Raw genomic sequence first — 19,238 nt, 5'->3', positions numbered from 1 at the left:
CACCCGCACCGGGAGGGTGGACCGCTGCGACAGATGAGAGGTTTTTGACCCCTTTTCGAACGCTTTGTTAACGTCGAGGCCCGATTTTCACGCCTCTCCCCGGAAGAGTCCCTTCGCATGCGTATCGAGGTCGCCGGCAGCACCCACGTCGGGATGAAGCGGAACCACAACGAGGACAACTACCTCGTGCTCACCGAGGAGAACCTCGTGGTCGTGGCGGACGGCATGGGCGGTCACTCGTCCGGGGAGATCGCCAGCCGCATCGCCGTGGACGAACTGGGTGAGTTCTTCCGCCTCACGTCCAAGGACCAGGACGCCACCTGGCCCTTCAAGATGGACAAGCAGCGCAACTACGACGAGAACCGCTTGGCCACCGGCATCAAGCTGGCCAACGCGCGCATCTTCGAGCGCGCCACGGCGGACACCAAGTACAAGGGCATGGGCACCACCATCGTGTCCGTGCACTTCGCCGACAGCGCGGCCTACGTGGGCCACGTGGGCGACAGCCGCGTGTACTTCTTCCGCGGCGGCCTGCTCCAGCAGGTGACGGAGGACCACTCGCTGCTCAACGACTACCTCAAGGCGAAGAAGCTCACGCCGGAGGAGATCGAAAACTTCCCCCACAAGAACGTGATTGTCCGCGCGCTGGGGATGAAGGAGCAGGTGCAGGTGGACGTCACCCGCGTGGATCCGCTGGAGAACGACGTCTTCCTGCTGTGCTCGGACGGCCTGAGCGGCATGATCAGCGACGCGCAGATGCAGGACATCCTGTCGCGCACGCCGGAGCTGGAGAAGGCCTGCGGCCAGCTCATCGACCTGGCCAACGCGGCGGGCGGCAACGACAACGTCACCTGCATCCTGGCGCGCTGGCACAACGCCTGAGCCACCCACGCCCGCCGAACGTCTGAAGGCCCGTGCCCCGACAAGGAGCGCGGGCCTTCGTCATGAGGAGTCCCCATGTCCTGGCCCCTGCTGACCGGCCTGCTGCTGACGGCCGCCGCCCCAGACTTCTCCGCCCCGCTGACCGCCTCCGGCGAGAAGACCTCCCCTTCCGTCGCGACGCTGACGTCGGACGGGCAGCGGCTGGTGCTGGACGTGGACGTGGTGGACACGACGCCGTCGGCCGCGACGGACGACATCCACTCGGACCACGTGGAGGTGTGGCTGGGACTGGAGGACCCGGAGTCGCTGATGCCCGCGCGGCTCGTCACCACCGCGCCTCGCGGTGGCTTCTTCACGGTGCGAGGGAAGGACGACCCGAAGGCGCTGGACGCCATCATCCAGGGACAGGACCCGGGCATGTCCGAACCGCCGGAGCCCGGGGACTGCGAGGACGACATCCAGTCCGCGCGCGGGACGCTGGGCAGTGCGCCCGCGAAGCGGACCCGGATGCTGGTGGGGCTGGCCCACCTGGGCTTCTTCCCGGATGGCCGCGCGCCCGTGCTCTATGACCTGGACCGCTACGCGGGCCTGTCCCCCGCCCTGGCCCCGGGCGACGCGACGTACGAGGCCCGGAAGACGCCCACGGGCTACCACGTGCGCGCGGTGCTCCAGCCCGGCGCGCTGCTGTTCGTCCCCAGGGACGGCGTGCGCAAGCTGCGCGTCCGGGTGGACGCCATCGACGCGGGCCCGGCGGGCACGAAGGAACGGCTGCGCTCCACGCACCCGGCCCCGAAGTGGGCGGACGCGGAGACCCTGAAGGTCATCACGCTCGCGACGCCGCTCACGGCGAAGCTGGTGGAGGGGCTGCCGGAGCTGGGCCAGCCCGCCCCCCGGGGCCCGGGCGTGAAGCAGGCCATCGAGGACCTGCCGCCGTACTTCCTGCGCACCGGCAACAGCTGGGTGGGACTGCGGGTGCTGCGCGAGTCCCCCGAAAGCTTCGGGCTGCGCGCCTGCTCCGTGCAGTTGGACGCCGTCACCGGATACCGCCCCGTGACCTCCTCCTTCGGTCCTCCCGCCGCGTTCCTGGGCGAGGGCACCACCCGCGTGCCGGTGAAGACCCTGGATGGGACGGCGACGCTGTTCCTCTCCCGCGCCCCTGGCGACCTGCGCGGCACCCTGTCCGAAGGGCCCGTGGAGACGTTCCGGTTCAAGGACGGCACGCCCGGGTTCTTGGAGCTCCTCACGGAGCCCATGATGGGCCGCTACACCAGTGGAGCCTGCGGCGCCGCGGACGACATCCGGTTGCAATGGGTGCGGCTGGGGAAGCAGGGCCCCACGCGCACGATCCTCCTGACCTGGACCACGTGCGACAGCGCCATCCAGGACAGCGAGGAGCACGTCCTGGCGCGGCAACCCGACGAAGCTGTCGGACTGGAGCCGAAGCTCAAGTGGACCACGCCGGGCCAGAAGCTGCGCGTCACCTTCGGCCCCAAGCAGGTGCTGGAAGTGGGCTGGAGGCCGGACGGCTCCGGCGTGAAGGCCACCGCGGCCCCCACGCCCTGAGACAACCGGTCAGCGCCCCGTCAGCGGCGCGGGCACCCGGTGCGGACCCCACGCGAGCACCTCGGTGAGGAACTCACCGGGGGACACCTGCGTCTCCTCGAACACGGCGCAGCGCTCCAGCCGCGCGCCCTGCCCCACCCGCGCGCCCGGGCCCACCGACACGCCCGGGCCCACTGTGGCGCCCGCGTCCACCATGCTGCCGCTGCCCACGTACGCAGGCCCGCGCACCGTGCCCTCGACGCGGGCCTCCGGGTGCACCCAGGCACCGTCTGCTCCGGCCTTCAGGCCAGCGAGCGGCGAATCCTTCCCCAGCGCCTGCAACGGCACGCGCCCTTCGAGCACGTCCCGCACCGTGGCCAGGTAGCGCGACGGCATGCCCAGGTCGGACCAGTACGCATCCACCGCGTGCCCGCGAACCTGGAGCCCCGCCTGCATCACCCGCACGTAGACCTCGCGGTTGATGTCCTCGGGACCTTCCGCCGTCATGAAGTCGAACACGCTGGGGGACATCACGTGCACGCCGGTGAAGTGCCACGGCTTCAGGCCTTCACCGCCCGGGCCGTACCCCGCGATGCGGCGCACCTGCCCGCCCGCGTCCGCCTCCACCGCCGCGTACTTCTCCCCTTCCGGCATGGGCAGGAGCACCATCGTCGCCACCGCGCCGGACTCCCGGTGCGCCGCGACCACGGGCTTCAGGTCCACCGGGAACAGGATGTCCCCGTTGAACACGAGGAAGTCCTCGCCGGACAGGAAGTCGCGCAGGCCGCGGATGCCGCCGCCCGTGCCCTGGATGACGGGCTCGTGCACCACGTGCAGCGGCAGCCCCGCGCGCTCGCACTCCGCGCGGGCCACCGCCGCCATCGTGTCCGGCAGGTGGTGCGTGTTGATGCCCACCTCCGTCACGCCCGCGGCCTTCAGCACCGCCAGGTGATACCTGAGCAGCGGCTGGCCAAGGAACGGCATCGCCGGCTTGGGCCAGCGCTCGGTGAGCGGGCGCAGGCGCGTGCCCAGGCCCGCGCAGAGGACCATCGCCTTCATGGCTTCAGGCCGCCAGCTCGGGCACGTACTTCGCCACCAGCTTCTGCAACGGCGCCAGCTCCGGCCGGCGCGCGAACGCGGCCTTCACGTAGCGCAGCGACGCGGGGATGGAGACGAGGAAGCCCGGGTTGCCCTTCACGCGGTTGATGAACTCGAAGCGGCCCGCGTCCTTCAGCTTGCGCTGGATGGTGAGCAGGTCGAAGAACGCCTTGAACTCCTTGGCGTCGATCTTCTCCCCGCTCTCCTGCTCGAACGTGGCGATGTAGCGGTCCAGCATCGTGTCCACGAAGTCGCGGTCCAGCTCCACGTAGCTGTCGCGCAACAGCGCCACCAGGTCGTACTGGCGCGGGCCCTGGAGCGCGTCCTGGAAGTCGATGACGACCAGCTCGCCCTCCTTCACCATGATGTTGCGGCTCTGGTAGTCGCGGTGCGTGAAGCCGCGCGGCGCGGCGGCCAACTGCTTCGCGATGTCCCGGAACGTGGCGTCCAGCTGGGCGCGCTCCGCGTCGGTGGGCAGCTTGCCGCTCCAGGCCTCCAGGCCCCACTCGCGGAAGTGGTGCAGCTCCCAGTCGTACAGGTCCTCGTCGAAGGCGCGCGTGAAGGCCAGGCACTCCGGGTCGCGCTGCTTCTCCGCCTGCACGCGCAGCTTCGCCAGCAGGTCCACCGCGCGCGTGTAGAGCGCCTGGTTGTGGCGGCCCCCCTCCAGCGCGGACTCGAAGGTGATGTCGCTCAGGTCCTCCAGCACCATGACGCCGGCGGGCTCGTCGTAGCGGAGGATGCGCGGCACCCGCACACCCAGACGCTCCAGGTAGCGGTGCACGTTGATGAAGGGCAGCTCCTTCGGGGGCTCGCCCTTGGTGGCCTCTTCGCTCTTCTTCGTCGCGTCCGGGGGCATCACCATCAGCACCCAGCTTTCGGGGGCGGAGCCGACGCGGTAGTAGGAGCGGTTGCTCGCGTCGCCCTTCAACTTCTTGATGGGGGCATCGGGGACGGGACGGCCAATGGCCTGTCCCACCTGGTCGCGAAGGGCGGCCTCAAGTTCCATGGGGGGCGGGTGCTCCAGAGGGGGAAGGAAAGACGCCCGCGAGTATCGGAGGCACGGCGCGGCGGGTCAAAGCCCGCGTGGGCCACACGCCCGGCGGACGCCTGCCCTGTCGCCTACGTGACGAGGAGCCCCAAGGCCCTACGTCCAGGGGGACATGCCCCCGGGAGGGCGACGAAGCCCGGGGGGAAACGCCCACCCGTTCGCGGCATCCTGCGTCAGGAAGGGCCGTGCTTCCGGGCATGTTCCCCCTGACGGGGCGGAGACATATAAGGCCCCGACCCTCACTTTTTTCGGGAAGCCACGCACGATGGACATCCAACAGAACATCCTCACCGCCATTGGCCACACGCCGCTGGTGAAGCTCAACAAGCTCGTCGGTCCGAACGACGCCACCGTGCTCGTGAAGTGCGAGTTCATGAACCCCGGCGCGTCCATCAAGGACCGCATGGCGCTCTACATCATCGAAAAGGCCGAACGGGAGGGGAAGCTCAAGCCCGGCGGCACCATCGTGGAGAACACGTCCGGCAACACCGGCATGGGCGTGGCGCTGGCCGCGGCGGTGAAGGGCTACAAGTGCATCTTCACCATGCCGGACAAGATGTCCCTGGAGAAGATCAACCGCCTGAAGGCCATGGGCGCCCAGGTCGTCGTCACGCCGACGAACGTGCCCGCCGAGGACCCGCGCAGCTACTACGAGACGTCCAAGCGGCTGGCCAAGGAGACGCCCGGCGCGTTCATGCTGAACCAGTACCACAACCCGGACAACATCGAGGCGCACTACCACACGACGGGTCCGGAGATCTTCGAGCAGACCGAAGGCAAGTTCGACTACTTCGTGTCCGGCCTGGGCACCGGCGGCACCATGAGCGGCGCCGGCAAGTACCTCAAGGAGAAGATCCCCGGCCTGAAGAACGTCGGCGTGGATCCGGAAGGCTCCGTCTACGAGGGCTACTTCAAGACGGGCAAGCTCACCGAGCCGCACGTCTACAAGGTCGAGGGCATTGGCGAGGACATGCTCTGCGGCGCCATGGACTTCAAGGTCGTGGACGACGTGCGCCAGGTGGATGACCGCATGTGCTTCAACGCCGCGCGCCGCCTCGCGCGCGAGGAAGGCATCTTCGCGGGCGGCTCGTCCGGCGCGGCGGTGCACGTGGCCGTGCAGCTGGCGAAGGAGGTCGGCAAGGGGAAGACCATCGTGGTCGTCCTGCCGGACTCCGGCAGCAGCTACATCAGCAAGTTCCACTCCGACGAGTGGATGCGCGACAACGGCTTCATGCAGGAGAAGGGCGCCGGCACCGTGCGCGACATCATCGGCGCGAAGCCCCGCGACCTGAAGACGGCCAAGCGCGGTGACCGCGTGGACCGCGTGGTGGAGACCATGCGCAGCCACGGCATCAGCCAGATGCCGGTGGTGTCCGACGACGGGCGCGCCGTGGGCATGGTCCACGAGTACGACCTGCTCAACGCCCTGGTCGCCAACAAGGTGAAGTTCCAGGACGCCATCGACCCCATCGTCGCCCCGCTCCAGGGCGCCGTGTCCGCCGAGGCCAGCATCGACCGGCTGCGTGAAATCTTCGCGCGCGACAACGTGGCCGTGGTGAAGGACGGAGAGACGGTCATCGCCATCGTCACGAAGATCGACCTCATCGACCACCTGCACCGCAACGCCGCTTAAAGCAGCGGCCGGACGCTTGGAAACACCGCGGGCCCGGAAGGAGGAGGACATCCTCCCTTCGGGCCCGTCGTGCTTCAGCGATGCGGTGTCTTCAGAGTCCCGCGGGGTCCGGCTTCGTCAGGTCCAGGGCCACCATGTGGTAGCCCGGTCCCACGTGGATGAAGCCGAAGCGTTCCGCGCGGTTCTTGATGGCGTCCAGCTGCGAGTAGCCCAGGAGCAGCTTGAAGCCCTGGCGCCGGGCCTCGTCGCGGACCGCGGCGACGATGGCGTTGACCGCCTCGTTGCGGTCCTCCTTGGTCAGCCCGGGCGCGGCGATGATGCCTTCAATCAGCGCCACCGAGCTGTCCGTGCGGTACAGGAAACCCGCCGCCTTGTCCGGCACCACGAACCCGAACTCCGGCAGTGCCTCCGGCGTCATCGTCTCATCCCAGGGCTTGCGCCACAGGTTGAGCAGTTCGTGGTGGACCTTGGGGTCGAAGCGGACAGGCTTCATGGACTAGGAGAGGAACGTCGACATCTTCTGGGCGGCCAGCTCGGTCGCGTTGCCCAGGCCGAGGTTGGTGAGCGGGTTGCTCTTGGTGGACTTGAACAGGTCGCCGACGATGTCGGTGACCTTGCTCTTGCCCTTGGCCAGGTTCAGCGCGCCGGACAGCAGGCTGTTGCCGCCCTTGCCGTCCAGCAGGCCGGAGTTGGCGAAGGTACTCAGCGCGTTCTTGAACACGCCGCCGCCCGGGATGAGGTCGGTGGCCGCGCCCAGCAGCGACTGGATGGGGTTCTTGCCCTGCATCAGGCCGCTGGCGAAGCCCATGGCCGCGCCGAGGAGCGGGTTCACCATCGTCACGAACGGCTTGACGATGTCCATCACCTTGCCGAGAGCCTTGCCGATGCCACCCATGGTCTGATCCTTTTCGTGGAGAGCCGCGCGGGCCCTCGAAGTGAGACTGACAGTGGGATTCTCGGCAAGACGCCGGAGAAGTTTCCGGTTCCTTGATTATCCGCTCCACCGCCAGAAAAGCCCCGGGGTTCCGGGGCTTTAGCGGGACGGCTCAACCCCGGATGGGGCCCTTCTTGGCTTCCGCCGGATCCACCGCGGCGCCCGCTTTGGGGGCCACGGTCTGCCCGGGCTTGCTGGCGGAGCCCAGGGCGGCGCTGTAGCGCTGCTCGTGGCTCTTGTCGCTGCTGAAGCCGTCGCGCTGCTGGGCGGGGCTGATGATGATCTCCCCGTCGATGATCTTCTGCAGGTGGGTGCCGATCTCCTCCACCGTGGCGATCTTCGGGTCGCGCGCCTTCAGCTCCTCGTCGGGGATGATCTCCAGCTGGGGCGGCTTGTCCGGGTGGATGGCGTAGTCGAGGATCTTCTCCACGTACTGCTCGACGGGGATCTTCAGCAGCTCCGCCTGCTGCTTCACGTCCTCGTCGGCCAGCAGCTCCGCGCGCACCACTTCCACGGGACGCTTCAGCCGGCTGGGCGCCGGGGGAGGAACCACCTCGTTGGGGTTGGACATGGGCTTCTCCTTTGGGCGTATTGGTAACCCAGGTCAGCCCTGGAACTCAAAGTATGGGCCCAGGGGAACCCAAAAAGGCACGCACCATGGCCGCCACCCTCCTCGAAGCCCGCTGTGTCGCACCCTTCGTGGTCCGCGTCCGCTTCAGCGACGGCATGGAGGGCGAGGCCAGCCTCGAGCCCTGCCTCTTCGACTGGGACTCCTCGCGAGTCCCCGACCTCACCCCGGAGCTGAGGGAGTGGCTGCGCTCGCCGGAGCACTTCGCGACGGTCCGCCTGGACGCGGACGCGGGCACGCTCGCCTGGGGGGACGCGCGCCCCTTCAACCCGTCGGTGGTGTACTGGCGCGTGGAGCGGTACCGGGTGCCCGTCACGGTCCGGACCCAGGAGGGAACGGTCCTCGAAAGCCTGCTGCTTGGCGGCAGGCGCGAGGTTTGGACCCCGGGGCTCACCGTGGGGAGCGCCCCCACCAGCACCGTCGTCGTGGACCGGCCCGGCGTGGCGCCCCACCACGTGCGGGTGAGGGTGGGCGGCGGCCACCACCCCTGCTACGTCGTGGAGGTGGTGGAAGGGACCACGACCGCCGGGGGCACCACGTCCTCGACGCCCGGTGAGACGTGGCGCGTCCCCGCGCGGCAGCCGCTGCTCTTGGAGCTGGCGGACTGCATCGTGGAGATTTGCTGAACGAACGTCAGGGGGCCGGGCGGCGGGCGAAGAGGGCGTTGGCCACCTCCGTCATCACGACGTCGCCCTGCTGGTTCACGACCTCCAGGCGCAGCTTGAGCGCGCCGCGGTCCGGCTTGCTCGTGGAGGGCTTCGCCTCCAGCGTCGTGATGCGCACGGTGAGCGAGTCGCCCGGGCGCACCGGCTTCTTCCAGCGCAGCTCGTCCAGGCCCGGCGAACCCATGCCGGCGGCCTGGCCCAGCAGGCCCTCCACCATGAGCTTGTGGCAGATGGCAGCGGTGTGCCAGCCGCTGGCGATGATGCCGCCGTAGATGCTCTTGCCGGCGGCGTCCTCGTCGATGTGGAAGGGCTGGGGGTCGAACTGGCGCGCGAACGCGATGATCTCCTCGCGCGTCACCACGTACGGCCCCCGCTCCATGACCTCGCCGATGGGGAAGTCCTCGAAGTAGCGCATGGTGTCCCTTCCGGTAGTGCCGGGTCCGCCGGCGGTTCAAGAAGCGTGGAACGCGGGGTTCCGCCCTTCCCTACCCTCCGGCGGGCCTCGCGGCTACTGGGGAAGCGGCTCTTCGGGGTCGGCCACGGACTCCGGAGTGTCCGCGGGCGGCACGGGGCCGCGCGGCCTCGGCTCGTGGCGGTCGTCCGTGGGACCCGGCGGCGTGCCCTGCGCCTCCTCCGCGCGGGCCTCGTCCGCCTCCAGGGCGCTGGCCTGGACCTGGGCGGCGGACTTGCTCAGCGTCTTCTTGAGCGTGAGCGTGTCGCGCACGGTGTTGCTGGAGGTGATCAACCGCGCGGTGAGCGTGCCGCCGTCCACCGTCACGTCCAGGAAGCCATAGGCCGCGGCGTCGCGCACGGCGGTCCACGCGGGCTGGCTGGTGGCGAAGGCGCGCAGCGTGGCGCCACCGCTGCCCACCACGAGGTACGGGATGCCGCGCTGGGTGCCGGAGGCCACGTTGTCGCCGAACATGGGCTTGCTGCGCTCGTAGTCGTGGTCATGCCCGGTGAGCACCAGGTCCACGCCGTACTTCTCGAACAGCGGGCCGAACTGGCGGCGCATGGTGAGCTGTGAGCCGTGCTCACCGCTGGACCACGACGGATGATGGAAGAAGGCCACCGTCCACGGACGCGTGTTCGCGGCCAGGTCCGCCTCCGCCCACGCCTTCTGCGCAGCGAGCGTGCACCGGTCCGCGGACGCCAGGCCCACCGCGCAGTTGGAGTCCAGGGAGAGGAAGTGCACCGGACCCCAGTCGAACGAGTAGTAGCGCTCGGAGCCCTGCGGGTTGTTGGCCGGCAGGTACATGTTGTCCAGGTAGGGCTGCCCCTGGTTCGTCACGTACTCGTGGTTGCCGGGCGTGGCGAACATGGGGACTTCGCGCAAGAGGCCGGCCATGGGCGTGAAGAGGTGCGCCTGGAACTCCGCGTCCGTGCCGTCCGGATAGGCGTTGTCACCCAGGGCCAGGAGCAGCTCCGAGCGCCACGCGGGCGTGGACATCACCGCCATCACCTTCGCCTGCATGCTGCCGCCGGTGCCGAAGTCGCCCATCGCGGTGAAGTGCGCCTTCGTGACCGTGGACGTCGTGGACGTCTGGAAGCCGCGCAGCCCCGTCTTGCTGCCGCACGCCTCCACCACGTAGCCGTAGGTGCGGCCCGAGGACAGGCCCTCCAGCTTCACCGCGTGGCGCGTGCCGGAGAGGCCCGCGCTGACGGATGACGTGAGGCTGGTGCCCTCGCCAAAGCGCACCGTGGGGTTGCAGCTGCTGGCGGTGCGGAAGGCCACGATGGCGGACGTCTGCTTCACGCTCTGCAGGTACGGCAGGCGCGGCAGCGTGGGGCCTGAGTCGGCGGTGGACGGCGGCGCGGCGGCCGCGCACGCACGGAGCTCCGCGATGGAGTTCCAGTCGTTCACCGTGTTGCCGTTGACGGTGACGCGCACGTAGCGAGCACTGCGCGAGGAGAACGTCACCGTCTGCGCGGACGCGTTGAGCGCACTGTCGCCCGCGTACGCCTGCGTGAAGGTGCTGCCGTCGGTGGACGTGGAGAGGACGAAGTGGTTCTGGCGCTCGTTGCCCCGGTGCCACGCGATGGTGGTGCCCGTGAGCGTCTGCGCCGAGCCCAGGTCCAGTTGCAGCCAGACGCCCGTCCCCTGCGCGCTCCAGCGAGTGGCGAGGTTGTCGTCCTGGGCGTTGGCGGGAACGTTGCCGTCGTCGCCGCTGGCCGTCACCGCCTTCGCGGTGAGCTGGTTGCAGTTGGACGCGGTGAGCGCCTCCGGCAGCACGGCCGGAGGGAAGTCGGAGTCAGTGGAAGCGGGCGGAGACTCGCAGCCAGTCACGAGCCACGCGCCCAGGAGGCAGGTGGAGACAAGCAGTCGGTTACGCATCGCGCCGGAAACGTTGTGTTCCAACCAACATTCCCCCTGCCCCGGAGGGCAGGCCGGCCACCTGGGGCGCGAGCGAGCGCCTGACTACTTCACGCGGTCGAACGCCTGCGCGAGGTCGTCGATGAGGTCCTGCGCGTCCTCGATGCCGACGGACAGGCGGATGAAGCCGTCCAGGATGCCCAGCTTCTCGCGCGTCTCCTTGGGGACGGAGGCGTGGGTCATGATGGCGGGGTGCTCGATGAGGGACTCGACGCCGCCCAGGGACTCGGCGCAGGCGAAGACCTTCACCGTCTTGAGGAAGGTGCGCGCCGCCTCCAGGCCGCCGTGGATGTCGATCGTCAGCATGCCGCCGAAGCCGGTCATCTGCTGGCGCGCCAGGGCGTGCTGCGGGTGCGTCTCCAGGCCCGGGTAGGTGACCTTCTTCACCTGCTTGTGCGTGGACAGGTACTGGGCCACCTTCATCGCGTTCTGCGCGTGGCGGTCCATGCGCACGTGCAGCGTCTTCACGCCGCGCAGCACGAGGAAGCTGTCGAAGGCGCCGGACACGCCGCCCACCGCGTTCTGCAGGAAGTACATCCGCTCCGCGATGTCGTCGCGGCTGGTGCAGACAAAGCCGCCCACCACGTCGCTGTGGCCGTTGAGGTACTTCGTCGTGGAGTGCACCACGACGTCGAAGCCCAGGCTCAGCGGCTTCTGGAAGTACGGCGTCATGAACGTGTTGTCCGCGACGGAGATGATGCCGCGCTTCTTGGCGACCTCGGCGATGCGCGCCAGGTCGATGAGCTTGAGCATCGGGTTCGTCGGCGTCTCCACCCAGACCATCTTCGTCTTGGGGGTGATGGCCGCTTCGAAGTTTTCCGGCTTGGACAGGTCCACGAAGGAGTAGTTCAGGCCCGAGCGCTTCCACACCTTGTCGAAGATGCGGAAGGTGCCGCCGTACACGTCGTCGGAGACGATGACGTGGTCACCGGACTCCAGCATGTGCATCAGCATGTCCGTGCCAGCGAGGCCGGACGCGAACGCGGCTCCGTACTTCGCGCCTTCCAGCGCGGCGAGGCAGTCCTGCAGCGCCTTGCGCGTGGGGTTCTGCGTGCGGCTGTACTCGTAGCCCTTGTGCTCCCCCGGTCCGTCCTGGACGTAGGTGGAGGTCAGGTAGACGGGCGTCATGATGGCGCCCGTGGTGGGATCCGGCTCCTGGCCGGCATGGATGGCGAGCGTGTCGAAGCGCATGGCCCGCGAACTAACACAGTCCCATCGGCCGCGCAGCGTCCCCGCCCCTGTTCCGGGTCCTACTCGAAGCGGCCGTGCCGGCCCGCGCCCTGGGCGAACCGCGTCGCCCCGGGGATGGACTCCGATTGGAGCACCTTCACCCCGCCCTGGAACTCCTGGCGCATCGCGTCTTCGAATGACAGGTCGGCCTGGGTGTAGGCGGAGGCCCGGTCCGCGTTCATGCAGGCCTGGGGGAAGGCGGCGATTTGCGCGGCCAGGGCCTCCGCGGCGCTCCGGGCCTCGCCCTTCGGCACCACGCGGTTGACCAGGCCCATGCCCAGCGCCTCGCCAGCGGACACGGGGCGGCCAGTGAGGATGAGGTCCAGGGCGCGCGACAGGCCAATCAGCCGGGGCAGGCGCACCGTGCCCCCGTCGATGAGCGGCACGCCCCAGCGGCGGCAGAAAACGCCCAGCACCGCGTCCTCCTCCGCCACGCGCAGGTCACACCACAGGGCCAGCTCCAGACCGCCCGCCACAGCGTGGCCACTGAGCGCGGCCACCACGGGCTTGGACAGCCGCATGCGCGAAGGCCCCATGGGCCCGTCCCCGTCCGGCTCCAGGCGCAGCAGGCGCCCTTCCGACACGGCCTTCAGGTCCGCGCCCGCGCAGAAGGTGCCCGCGTCACCGTACAGGACGCCCACGCGCGCGTCGGGGTCCGCGTCGAAGGCACGGAAGGCGTCCGCCAGCTCGCGGGCCGCGTCGGCGTCCACCGCGTTGCGGACCTCCGGCCGGTGGAGGATGACGGTGGTGACGGGGCCGTTCTTCTCGACGCGCACGCTCATGGCCCCGTGTTTTCCCCCGCCCCGCCGCCAGCCTGCAATAAGAGGGGAGCATGGCGGACGAAGGCAAAGAGGAGACACCGGGCGCGGGCATGTTCGAGAACCGCCTGCGCAAGAACGCGAAGCGCCTGCGCAAGTGGGCCCGCGCGCAGGGGCTCACCGCGTTCCGCGTCTACGACCGGGACATCCCCGAGTACTCCTACGCGGTGGACCTCTACGGCGACCACGCCCATGTCGTGGAGTTCCCGCGCCGCAAGGCCCACGCGAAGGGCGCGAACGCGGACGCCGACCGCGCGGAGGTGCTCGCCGCCGTCACCGCCGTGCTGGGCGTGCCGCCCGAGCGCACGTCCGTGAAGACGCATACGCCCCAGCCCTGGGGCCGCTCGCAGTACGGCCGCGTGGGTGAGGGCAGCGAGCGGCTGGTGGTGGAGGAGCAGGGCCTCAAGTTCTGGGTGAACCTGGGCGACTACCTGGACACCGGCCTCTTCATGGACCACCGCAACACCCGCGCGCGCGTGCGCAGCGAGGCGAAGGGGAAGCACTTCCTCAACCTCTTCGCGTACACCGGCGCGTTCACCGTGTACGCGGCGGCGGGCGGCGCGGCGGGCAGCGTGAGCGTGGACCTGTCCAACACGTACCTGGACTGGGCGGAGGAGAACCTGGTCCTCAACGGCCTGGCGGACCCGCGCCACGTGCTCATCCGCGCGGACGCGAAGGCGTGGCTGGAGGACCAGGCGAAGCACGGGGACGACAAGTACGAACTCATCGTCTGCGACCCGCCGTCGTTCTCCACGTCGAAGAAGATGTCGGGGACCTTCGACGTGCAGCGCGACCACGTGCGCATGCTGGAACACCTCCGGGCGCTCATGGCCCCCGGAGGCGTCCTCTACTTCTCCACCAACTTCCTGGGCTTCGAACTGAAGGACACCGCGACCCGGGGCATGGCGCAGGTGGAGGAGCTCACCCCCCGCTCCATCCCCGAGGACTTCCACCGCAAGGAGATCCACCGGTGCTGGCGCATGGTGGCCCCCTCGCGGTGAGCTTCAGCCGCTGACGGCTACAGCCAGCAGACGTTGTCCTGGCAGCGCTCGCCGGACGGGCACTCGCAGTTGGCCTGGCAGACCTTGCCAGAGCCGTGGTTCACCGGCTTGCACTGGCCGCTGGTGCAGGCCTGACCGGCCGGGCACTCGCAGTTGGCGCGGCACACGGTGCCGGACGTTCCCGCGTCGTTCGACGGCTGCGTCGGGGGAAGCTTGCACTTGCCGCTGGTGCAGACCTCACCGGACGGGCACTCGCAGTTCACCGTGCAGGACCAGTTGCTGCCCGAGCCCGCGTCCGGCACCGGCGCCTTGCAATAGCCGCTCGTGCACACCTGGCCGGAGGGGCAGTCGCAGTTGGCGAGGCACGCCTGGCCCGGGTCCGGCTGCGGCGACTTGCACTGGCCGCTGGTGCAGACCTGGCCCGCCGGGCACTCGCAGTTGGCCTTGCACTGGCCGCCGGACGGGATGGGCAGGCAGTAGCCAATCTCGCACTTGGTGTCCGCCGAGCACTCCGTCGTGGAGGAGCACGGCGCGCGGCACTGGCCGTTCACGCAGTCGCGGCCCGTGGGGCACTGGGCCTCCGTGGTGCAGGCGTTCGGGTCCGTCTGCTGCGTCTGGCACAGGCCCTGGATGCACACACCGCCGGGGCTGCACTTGTTGTCGTTGTCGCACTGCTTCCGGCAGGCGCCGTTGATGCAGTAGCTGTCCGCGCCGCAGTCAGTATTGACCCGGCAGACCGCGGTGCCGCCGTCCGAGCCCGCATCCGGCTTGGTGCCGCCGTCCGGCTTGGTGCCGCCGTCCGAGCCCGCGTCCGGCTTGGTGCCGCCATCCGTCTTGGTGCCGCCGTCCGTCCCGGCGTCGGGCTTGGTGGTGCCGGAGGAGGTACAGAAGTTGTCCTTGCAGCGGCCGCCCGCGCCACATTCCGAGTCGCGGTAGCAGGACTGGGCGCACCAGCCGTTGATGCACATCTGCGTGCCGGGACACTCGCTGGAGTACACACAGCCCTGGGAGTTGGAATCCAGGTCCCAGCAGCTACCGGAGTGACAGTACTGGTTGGAGCCACAGTCGGACGTGGTGGAGCAGCCGTAGCTGGAGTCGTAGTCGTCGTCGGGCCAGTACCCGCCGCCGCTCGTCTCGAGGATGCAACCCGACAACAGGCCTAACAGCGCAAGGAACGGCACGACCAATGTGCCGCGAAGCGTGGTGTTCCTCATGAGTGGGGGCTCCAAAGGAATGGGATGGGTCCGGACCGGCCACCGGGGGGGTCATCCGATTTCGAGAGCCTTCGACGCAAGTAGGGGCCGGATTGATCAAATAATTTTGATCTTTTTTCGTCTCTCCGGAGACCCAGGGGCACGGAGGCAGTGTGCTCGTCTGGACCACCGACACAGACTGGAGGGCGTTCCTGGAGGAAGGGGACGTCCGGCGTCGCCCTGAAGGAGAAGCCCTGGTGTTCAGCCGAGGAGCGCGCACGTGGGCGTCCGCGGTCCCGCCGGAGTCCGGCGTGGACGTGGCGGGCGCGCGCGGGCAGGTCTCCGCGGACGAGGCCCACCTGCGGCTTCTGGTCCGCCGGGTCCAGGAGGGGGACCTCGGCGCCTTCGAGCAGCTCTACGAGGCCACGAAGCTGGATGCGGCGCGCACGCTGCGCCACCTGGTGGGCAACCGCGTGGAGGTGGATGACCTGCTCCAGGAGACGTACCTGCGGCTGCTCACCGCGGTGAAGGGCTTCCGGGGCGAGTCGCGCTTCAGGACGTTCCTCTACCGGGTGTGCGCCAACGTGGCGCTCAGCCATCTGCGGTGGAAGCGGCGCCGGCCGGAGGACCCCTTCGCGGACCCGCCAGAGATGGTGGCGACGGGGGAGGACCCGGAGCGCGCCGCGGAGCGTCGTCAGGCCGCCCGGCTGGTGGAGGCGGCGCTGGAGAAGCTCAAGCCCAAGAAGCGCATCGTCTTCGTCTACCACGAGCTGTGCGGCATGAGCCCGGACGAGATTGCCCTCGCCGTGGGAAGCTCCGCCAACACCGTGCGCAGCCGACTGCATCACGCGAGATTGGAGTTCACCGAAGCCATGCAGCGTCTGGTCGTCGCCCGGCCGGTGGGAGGCTCCCATGGCCGGCCATGAGACGCAGGCCCTGTGGGCGCTGGCCGCGGGTGAGCTGGATGCGGCCGGCAAGGCCCGGGTGGAGTCGCACGTGGCGGAGTGCGCCGCGTGCGCGACGGAGTGGAAGCGCGTGGTGGAGGCCCGGGCGCTGCTGCACACGGCGCGCTCGGTGGAGCCTCCGGTGCGGTGGGAGGAGACGGGGGCGCGGCTGAAGGCGGCCGCGGCGAAGCGGATGGCCCGGCCGGAGCGGCGGTTCGCGTCGCCCTGGGCGCTGACGCTGGCGGCCTGCGCCGTCGCGCTCGTGCTGTGGCTGGGTGGAGCGCGCTGGAGGAAGGGCGGAGAGCTGACGCCCGTCGCGACGCGGGGGCCGGAGGTGGAGGCTCCGTCGGCTGTCGCGACCGGCACGGGCGATTCCAAGGAGCGGACCGCGCGGACGGCTTCGAATGCCGCCGGTCAGCCCGGGCCCGCGGAGGAAGCGGTCGCGGCTCGCCCGGAAGAAGTGCCCGGAAAGCAGGAGGCGGTCGCGGCTCGTCCGGAGGCGACGCCTGGAAAAGAAGCGGTCGTGCCCCGGCCGGAGGTGGCGCCCGGAGCGCAAGCGGTGGTCGCGGCCAGGCCGGAAGCGGCGCACACCACGGAAGCGGAGCGCGTGACCGGCGCGGTGCTGCGCGAGGCCACCGGTCTGGAGCATGCGCTGGCGACAGGGATGCGGCTGCGCTCGGGCATGGCGGTGCGGACGCCTCCGAAGGCATCCGCGGTGCTGCGGCTTCCGGATGAAAGCCGGGTGCGGCTGTCGGCGGGCTCGGACGTGGTGTTCGCCCGCGCGGAGTCGAACGCCGTGCACCTGACCGTCCAGCAGGGACGGCTCTCCGTGAACGCCTCGCATGCGAAGCGCGACGCGTTCCTCGTGGAGTCCGCGGGTCTGCGGGTCTCCGTCGTGGGGACGGTCTTCTCGGTGGAGCGCACGTCAGCCGGTGCCGCGGTGGCGGTGCTCGAAGGACGCGTGCGCGTGGACGCGGAGGGTCAGCCGCCTCGCTTCGTGGATGCGGGGGAGCGCGTGGAGCTCGCTGGCGCGGGTGAAGCGATGAAGCCTCGCGCGCTCTCCGCTGGCGACCGTCAGGCGTTCCGCGACCTGCGGGCCGCCGAACCGCGTCCCACGGTCGCGAGCCTCGGGCCCACGAAGAAGGAACCCTCGCGCACCTCTCCGCGCCAGTCCGTTGCCACCGGTGCCAATCCCCCGGGCGCGACCACGCCTGCGCCGTCCGGGGCGAACCCCGCCGCACCGTCGCAGGCCGTCGCCCAGCAGACGCCCGACGCCCCGGAAGCACCGCGCCAATCCGTTGCCACCGCCTCCAATCCCTTGGAGGGCACGCAACCTCACGCGTCCAACACGGAGATTCCCCAGGCCGTGGCCACGCTTCCGCGGGAAAACGTTCCGTCCGACGAGTTCGCGCCCTACCCCGGCTCGCCGGCGAATTCGCTCGCGTCCTCCGCGCCCCTGCCGGCGCCGGGCACCGTGCAGGCACCCTCCATGGCTCCGGCCACGCCCACGGAACCTCGCAAGCGCAAGACGCTGGGCGCGCTCGTTCCGGGCGGACTGCTGTCGGACGACTCCGATGAGCGCTTCCTCGGCTACGCCAAGGTGCAGACGGCCGCCACCACGTGCGGACAGTTCCTCGTGGGACTCGGGGAGATCGCCGTGGCCAGCCCGCGCACGGGCCACCGGGAACAGGCCCGCATCCTTCGCGGCCGCTGCTTCAACAAGCAGCACCAGCCCGCGGACGCGGAGGACGAGTTCCGCCAGTACCTCCGTGAGTTCCCCAACGGCCGCTACGCCACCGAGGCCCGCATCGCACTGGGCATGTCCGCCGAACCCGAGCCCGGCGCGCCCACCCAGGCCCCCGCGCCCGTGCCCGCTCCGGCGCCCGTCACACCGCGCTGGAACGGCTCGCCGCCCCAGCGCGTGCCCGTCAGCCCCGGGGTTCCTCGTCGCTGGTGAACTCCGCGTCCACCTCGCCGCCTTCGCTCCGGGGGCGGCGGAAGGTGGCGGGGCCCTCCGCGGGCTCCGTCGTCGCGGGCGTCTCCTGTGAGTCGAAGCGCCGGGCGTCCAGGAACGGATCCTCCTCCGGGACGGGCCCGACCTGCGTGAACCGCACGGTGCCCGACCGCAGCGTCTGCTCCAGCGAGCGCCGCACCCGCGCCGTCATCCAGCGGCGCACCGGCGGCACCATCAGCGCCAGCCCCATCACGTCCGACAGCAGCCCCGGCGCGATGAGCAGCGCGCCGCCCACCAGCACCAGCACGCCGTTGAGCAGGCCCTCTTCCGGCACACCGCCGCCGCCCATGGCCTCACGCCAGTTGCGGAACACCCGCTCGCCCTGCTTCCGGGCGATGAGGCTCCCCAGAACGGCGGAAGCGGCCAGCAGCCCGAGCGTGGACGCCAACCCGATGTGCTGCCCCAGCGTGATCAGCAGGTACAGCTCCGCCAGGGGCAACAGGATGCAGACGATGACGAGGGCCTTGAGCACGCTGGCACGTTAACGCCAGATTCACTCCGGCGCCCATTGTCATCCAGACAGCCCGTGTTCCCTCCCACCCGGGAGCGGCCGCCAGGGTCCTCGCCGCCCCTGCCGGACGGGCCCCTTCCCGGCTCACTCCCCGTTGAGCTGCGCCATCAGGAAGCGCATCACGAAGAAGAGGATGGCGAAGCCGCCCACCGCGAAGAACACCAGCCGCGACGACAGCGACATGCGCTCGGGCGGCAGGCCCATCCCGTCCACCCGCTGCGCCCGGGCCATCGCCTCCTCCAGGCCGGGGGTGATCTCCATGGGCTTCGCGGTGCGCCGGTAGTGCTCCGTGCGCAGGTACTGCTCGACCACCATCTCCGTGTCGGGCCCCGTGAGGACCCGCCCCAGCTGCGGGTCGAACAGGCGGACCTGGGCCTTGTGGGCCAGCCCGGCGGCTTCGGTCAGGGCCTCGCGGATGAGCTCCTCGTGGTCCACCAGCGGCACGCGCAGCTCCATGCCCATGACCTGCTTGCCGTCGCGCAGGGGCAGCACCTCCACGACCCCCACGCCCAGGTCCCACTCGCGCACGCCGTCCGGGCGGACGGTCCCCGGGCGCGCCGCCAGGAGGGCGTCCACCCGGGACATATCGAAGGGGGCGCCTGGGGCCCGCGCCTGAAGGACCAACTCGTAACTCACGCGGGTTGCGAGTATACGCCGCCCGTTCCTCCCCGCCTCTTTGCCTGACGAGAATGCCTCGATGAAGCCCTCCTCTCCCCCCCGCTC

19 protein-coding genes are annotated in these 19,238 nt (G+C 70.0%); 7 read left to right on the top strand and 12 right to left on the bottom strand.

Annotated elements, in window-relative coordinates; translation table 11 throughout:
• The first annotated feature begins 117 nt into the window (after positions 1–117).
• Together D7X32_RS34675 and D7X32_RS34670 are read left to right on the top strand one after the other, a co-directional pair.
• Positions 118–882 (top strand): Stp1/IreP family PP2C-type Ser/Thr phosphatase, encoded by a 765-nt coding sequence (locus D7X32_RS34675; protein ID WP_120606857.1) that lies wholly within the window; start codon positions 118–120, stop codon positions 880–882.
• Between the two features lie 75 nt (positions 883–957).
• A complete protein-coding gene (locus tag D7X32_RS34670) occupies positions 958–2,445 on the top strand; it encodes a hypothetical protein (protein WP_120606856.1) in 1,488 nt (495 codons plus the stop codon).
• Between the two features lie 9 nt (positions 2,446–2,454).
• Here the strand turns inward: D7X32_RS34670 and D7X32_RS34665 are convergent, their stop codons facing one another.
• Both D7X32_RS34665 and D7X32_RS34660 read right to left on the bottom strand, forming a co-directional pair.
• Entirely contained in the window at positions 2,455–3,483 is a 1,029-nt protein-coding gene (locus tag D7X32_RS34665) for a nucleotidyltransferase family protein (protein WP_120606855.1), read from the bottom strand.
• A 4-nt stretch (positions 3,484–3,487) separates the two neighbouring features.
• Positions 3,488–4,528 (bottom strand): aminoglycoside phosphotransferase family protein, encoded by a 1,041-nt coding sequence (locus D7X32_RS34660; RefSeq protein WP_120606854.1) that lies wholly within the window; start codon positions 4,526–4,528, stop codon positions 3,488–3,490.
• Positions 4,529–4,835: 307 nt separating this feature from the next.
• On the opposite strand from D7X32_RS34660, the gene D7X32_RS34655 reads away from it, so the two are divergent.
• On the top strand, positions 4,836–6,203 hold the full coding sequence (locus tag D7X32_RS34655) for a pyridoxal-phosphate dependent enzyme (protein WP_120606853.1): 1,368 nt from the start codon (positions 4,836–4,838) through the stop codon (positions 6,201–6,203).
• Positions 6,204–6,294: 91 nt separating this feature from the next.
• On the opposite strand, the gene D7X32_RS34650 is transcribed toward D7X32_RS34655, so the two are convergent.
• From D7X32_RS34650 to D7X32_RS34640, 3 genes are all read right to left on the bottom strand, one after another.
• Positions 6,295–6,696, bottom strand: coding sequence for a hypothetical protein (locus tag D7X32_RS34650; RefSeq protein WP_120606852.1), 402 nt, complete (start codon positions 6,694–6,696; stop codon positions 6,295–6,297).
• 3 nt (positions 6,697–6,699) lie between these two features.
• Positions 6,700–7,098, bottom strand: a complete 399-nt coding sequence (locus D7X32_RS34645; RefSeq protein WP_120606851.1) for a hypothetical protein — start codon at positions 7,096–7,098, stop codon at positions 6,700–6,702.
• A 151-nt stretch (positions 7,099–7,249) separates the two neighbouring features.
• Positions 7,250–7,708 (bottom strand): hypothetical protein, encoded by a 459-nt coding sequence (locus tag D7X32_RS34640; protein WP_120606850.1) that lies wholly within the window; start codon positions 7,706–7,708, stop codon positions 7,250–7,252.
• Between the two features lie 86 nt (positions 7,709–7,794).
• Between D7X32_RS34640 and D7X32_RS34635 the strand changes: the two genes are divergently transcribed.
• Positions 7,795–8,391, top strand: a complete 597-nt coding sequence (locus D7X32_RS34635) for an FHA domain-containing protein (RefSeq protein ID WP_120606849.1) — start codon at positions 7,795–7,797, stop codon at positions 8,389–8,391.
• A gap of 7 nt (positions 8,392–8,398) precedes the next feature.
• Here D7X32_RS34635 and D7X32_RS34630 read toward each other — a convergent pair whose 3' ends face one another.
• The 4 genes from D7X32_RS34630 to D7X32_RS34615 form a co-directional block, all read right to left on the bottom strand.
• On the bottom strand, positions 8,399–8,845 hold the full coding sequence (locus tag D7X32_RS34630) for a MaoC family dehydratase (protein ID WP_120606848.1): 447 nt from the start codon (positions 8,843–8,845) through the stop codon (positions 8,399–8,401).
• A gap of 93 nt (positions 8,846–8,938) precedes the next feature.
• The gene (locus tag D7X32_RS34625; protein ID WP_120606847.1) at positions 8,939–10,765 is read right to left on the bottom strand and encodes a discoidin domain-containing protein; all 1,827 of its coding nucleotides are present in this window, start codon (positions 10,763–10,765) and stop codon (positions 8,939–8,941) included.
• 84 nt (positions 10,766–10,849) lie between these two features.
• The gene (locus tag D7X32_RS34620; RefSeq protein WP_120606846.1) at positions 10,850–11,995 is read right to left on the bottom strand and encodes a cystathionine gamma-synthase; all 1,146 of its coding nucleotides are present in this window, start codon (positions 11,993–11,995) and stop codon (positions 10,850–10,852) included.
• A 59-nt stretch (positions 11,996–12,054) separates the two neighbouring features.
• On the bottom strand, positions 12,055–12,816 hold the full coding sequence (locus D7X32_RS34615; RefSeq protein ID WP_120606845.1) for a crotonase/enoyl-CoA hydratase family protein: 762 nt from the start codon (positions 12,814–12,816) through the stop codon (positions 12,055–12,057).
• A 50-nt stretch (positions 12,817–12,866) separates the two neighbouring features.
• Here D7X32_RS34615 and D7X32_RS34610 point away from each other — a divergent pair, with 50 nt between their 5' ends.
• Complete coding sequence (locus D7X32_RS34610) at positions 12,867–13,853, top strand: class I SAM-dependent methyltransferase (protein WP_120606844.1); 987 nt, start codon at positions 12,867–12,869, stop codon at positions 13,851–13,853.
• A 17-nt stretch (positions 13,854–13,870) separates the two neighbouring features.
• On the opposite strand, the gene D7X32_RS34605 is transcribed toward D7X32_RS34610, so the two are convergent.
• Entirely contained in the window at positions 13,871–15,067 is a 1,197-nt protein-coding gene (locus tag D7X32_RS34605; protein WP_120606843.1) for a Dickkopf N-terminal cysteine-rich domain-containing protein, read from the bottom strand.
• Between the two features lie 236 nt (positions 15,068–15,303).
• Here D7X32_RS34605 and D7X32_RS34600 point away from each other — a divergent pair, with 236 nt between their 5' ends.
• Positions 15,304–15,972 (top strand): RNA polymerase sigma factor, encoded by a 669-nt coding sequence (locus tag D7X32_RS34600; RefSeq protein WP_120606842.1) that lies wholly within the window; start codon positions 15,304–15,306, stop codon positions 15,970–15,972.
• On the top strand, positions 15,959–17,947 hold the full coding sequence (locus tag D7X32_RS34595) for a FecR domain-containing protein (RefSeq protein WP_120606841.1): 1,989 nt from the start codon (positions 15,959–15,961) through the stop codon (positions 17,945–17,947). The genes D7X32_RS34600 and D7X32_RS34595 overlap by 14 nt, the downstream gene beginning before the upstream one ends.
• On the opposite strand, the gene D7X32_RS34590 is transcribed toward D7X32_RS34595, so the two are convergent.
• Positions 17,919–18,476: an FxsA family protein gene (locus tag D7X32_RS34590; RefSeq protein WP_120606840.1), complete on the bottom strand. Its 558-nt coding sequence runs from the start codon at positions 18,474–18,476 to the stop codon at positions 17,919–17,921. The two genes, D7X32_RS34595 and D7X32_RS34590, sit on opposite strands and share 29 nt — an antisense overlap.
• Before the next feature lie 123 nt (positions 18,477–18,599).
• Positions 18,600–19,091, bottom strand: coding sequence for a hypothetical protein (locus D7X32_RS34585; RefSeq protein WP_147450382.1), 492 nt, complete (start codon positions 19,089–19,091; stop codon positions 18,600–18,602).
• Positions 19,092–19,238: the final 147 nt, after the last annotated feature.

It is taken from the genome of Corallococcus carmarthensis, assembly GCF_003611695.1.
Classification (GTDB): Bacteria; Myxococcota; Myxococcia; order Myxococcales; family Myxococcaceae; genus Corallococcus; species Corallococcus carmarthensis.
This window is presented reverse-complemented; position numbering and strand designations above follow the sequence as displayed.

What these genes read in the sequence shown, in the direction of transcription:
- D7X32_RS34670 (WP_120606856.1), top strand. Translation starts at nt 958, where the DNA reads ATGTCCTGGCCCCTGCTGACCGGCCTGCTGCTGACGGCCGCCGCCCCA.
- D7X32_RS34595 (WP_120606841.1), top strand. Translation starts at nt 15,959, where the DNA reads ATGGCCGGCCATGAGACGCAGGCCCTGTGGGCGCTGGCCGCGGGTGAG.
- D7X32_RS34645 (WP_120606851.1), bottom strand. Translation starts at nt 7,098, where the DNA reads ATGGGTGGCATCGGCAAGGCTCTCGGCAAGGTGATGGACATCGTCAAG.
- D7X32_RS34610 (WP_120606844.1), top strand. Translation starts at nt 12,867, where the DNA reads ATGGCGGACGAAGGCAAAGAGGAGACACCGGGCGCGGGCATGTTCGAG.
- D7X32_RS34605 (WP_120606843.1), bottom strand. Translation starts at nt 15,067, where the DNA reads ATGAGGAACACCACGCTTCGCGGCACATTGGTCGTGCCGTTCCTTGCG.
- D7X32_RS34655 (WP_120606853.1), top strand. Translation starts at nt 4,836, where the DNA reads ATGGACATCCAACAGAACATCCTCACCGCCATTGGCCACACGCCGCTG.
- D7X32_RS34635 (WP_120606849.1), top strand. Translation starts at nt 7,795, where the DNA reads ATGGCCGCCACCCTCCTCGAAGCCCGCTGTGTCGCACCCTTCGTGGTC.
- D7X32_RS34640 (WP_120606850.1), bottom strand. Translation starts at nt 7,708, where the DNA reads ATGTCCAACCCCAACGAGGTGGTTCCTCCCCCGGCGCCCAGCCGGCTG.
- D7X32_RS34675 (WP_120606857.1), top strand. Translation starts at nt 118, where the DNA reads ATGCGTATCGAGGTCGCCGGCAGCACCCACGTCGGGATGAAGCGGAAC.
- D7X32_RS34665 (WP_120606855.1), bottom strand. Translation starts at nt 3,483, where the DNA reads ATGAAGGCGATGGTCCTCTGCGCGGGCCTGGGCACGCGCCTGCGCCCG.
- D7X32_RS34630 (WP_120606848.1), bottom strand. Translation starts at nt 8,845, where the DNA reads ATGCGCTACTTCGAGGACTTCCCCATCGGCGAGGTCATGGAGCGGGGG.
- D7X32_RS34620 (WP_120606846.1), bottom strand. Translation starts at nt 11,995, where the DNA reads ATGCGCTTCGACACGCTCGCCATCCATGCCGGCCAGGAGCCGGATCCC.
- D7X32_RS34615 (WP_120606845.1), bottom strand. Translation starts at nt 12,816, where the DNA reads ATGAGCGTGCGCGTCGAGAAGAACGGCCCCGTCACCACCGTCATCCTC.
- D7X32_RS34625 (WP_120606847.1), bottom strand. Translation starts at nt 10,765, where the DNA reads ATGCGTAACCGACTGCTTGTCTCCACCTGCCTCCTGGGCGCGTGGCTC.
- D7X32_RS34650 (WP_120606852.1), bottom strand. Translation starts at nt 6,696, where the DNA reads ATGAAGCCTGTCCGCTTCGACCCCAAGGTCCACCACGAACTGCTCAAC.
- D7X32_RS34660 (WP_120606854.1), bottom strand. Translation starts at nt 4,528, where the DNA reads ATGGAACTTGAGGCCGCCCTTCGCGACCAGGTGGGACAGGCCATTGGC.